The following is a 1,681-nucleotide window of genomic DNA, read 5'->3' as shown; positions in this document are numbered from 1 at the left end:
GTGAACTACACCGACTTAACTAAACCTAGCGGTTATTAACGTTTGAAGTCGGAGCATCAAGATTACTTCGTAATCAAAAATATCTTGATTACGTTGTCACTCGAATTTTTCCTAAATAACCACGACTTGTCACTTCTTACACTAAGGTAAGGTGTGATAGAGGTCGTGTACTGCTGGCGCTACCCAGACTAAAGGCTAACCCCTCCGTCCCGGAGGTTTTTTGTTTTGCTTATTTAAGCAACTTGTTCTGTATCTCGTATATTTCGTGCTGCATTAACATCACGATCTAGCACTGCGCCGCATTGCTCACATGTCCATTCACGAACAGATAACCATTCGTTTGTAGTCATGCCAAACTTATGACAATGCCAATCACATTCGTTACAAATCTGACTTGACGCAAACCACATACTCACTTTGTGTACTTGTTTATCGTACATATTAGCTTTGTATAGTAACATCGTTGTGAATTGATACCATGCAGATTCCTGTATTGCACGAGCTAATTTCGGGTTTTTCATCATATTATTAATTTGCAAGTTCTCAATCCGAATATCATCGTGGTTATTGATGATTTCCCAACTTAACTTGTGTTGAAAATCCTTACGAATAGCCGCGCGTTTAGCTTTTAACTTTGCGACAATTACCTTTTGTTTTTGATAATTAGCCGCAAATCTAACAGATTTTTCCATCTCTTTTGCGACTTCGTATTTGCGAGACAGCTTACGTTGTGCTCTTCTGATTTTTTTATCCAAAGCAACATCATTTGGTCGATTGTATTTCACACCATCACTTGTAATGGCAAAATCTTTTAATCCTAGGTCGATGCCTAGCTTAGCCCCTGTTTTTTCTGGCTTTGTAATTTCGCCAATCTCCATTAACAAAGAAATGTACCATTGACCATTACGTTCTTGTGTAATCGTAACAGTCGAAATACGCCACAATTGTTGGAGTCTGCGGTGTGCTTTAACTTTTATAAGTCCTACTTTTGGGAGTTGAATGTATTTATAATTATGACTAAAACGCACGGAACCATTAACATTGTTCTGCGCCACAACACCCTTAGGTGTTTGATTGTTAGTTTGATAAGACCACTTAGCTTTTGACTTACGTTTCTTTTTTGGCAGGCTAATTTTGCGTCCAGACGGGTTTCGTAAGTTATCAAAGAATCGTTTGCGTCCAGCGCGATAATTCATTTGAGCATTGGCTAAAGCAAGATTATCAACGTCTTTCATGTATGGAAATTGAGCCTTAATCTGAGTGTAAGTCAATCGTTTCCGTTTTTTCCCAAATGGTAAAGGACTAACTTCATCCAAGTGATAGTTAACATCTTCGTCATTGACTAATTCATTATACATTTTGCGTGCACAACCAATATTTTTGCGAAGTTTTGTTTGTTGGTCTACATCGGGATATAGACGAAAACGGTATCCTTTTTGCATGTCATTTGTCCTTTCCAGCTACGTTAATTCGCGACGTAGGCTTTTGTCCTTGACTCTTGATATATTCTTTGATGACTTCTAGTGGAGCACCGCCCGTTGTTAGAAGCATATACGATTGAGACCAAAACATTTCTTTCCATAGCTTTTGTCTAATCTCTGAATATTCTTTTTTGATTAGTCGTGAGCTTGCGGATTTATACGAGTTAATGAATTTGCGTAATTCAGATTGCGGTTTTGCT

At 38.2% G+C, this 1,681-nt stretch carries 2 protein-coding genes; both read right to left on the bottom strand.

What is annotated here, in order from left to right:
- Nucleotides 1–233: 233 nt before the first annotated feature.
- The gene (locus Hs20B_RS09550; RefSeq protein WP_172357946.1) at nt 234–1,442 is read right to left on the bottom strand and encodes an RNA-guided endonuclease TnpB family protein; all 1,209 of its coding nucleotides are present in this window, start codon (nt 1,440–1,442) and stop codon (nt 234–236) included.
- A gap of 1 nt (nt 1,443) precedes the next feature.
- Nucleotides 1,444–1,681: IS200/IS605 family transposase (gene tnpA / locus Hs20B_RS09545; protein ID WP_172357944.1), on the bottom strand; the 238-nt coding region annotated here is incomplete at its 5' end.

This window comes from Pseudolactococcus insecticola, from assembly GCF_011170065.1.
Taxonomy (GTDB): domain Bacteria; phylum Bacillota; class Bacilli; order Lactobacillales; family Streptococcaceae; genus Pseudolactococcus; species Pseudolactococcus insecticola.
The sequence above is the reverse complement of the archived record's forward strand: the minus strand, read 5'-3'. Positions and strand labels throughout refer to the sequence as shown.

Coding starts and splice junctions, on each gene's coding strand:
- Hs20B_RS09550 (WP_172357946.1), bottom strand. CDS start 1,442: ATGCAAAAAGGATACCGTTTTCGTCTATATCCCGATGTAGACCAACAA.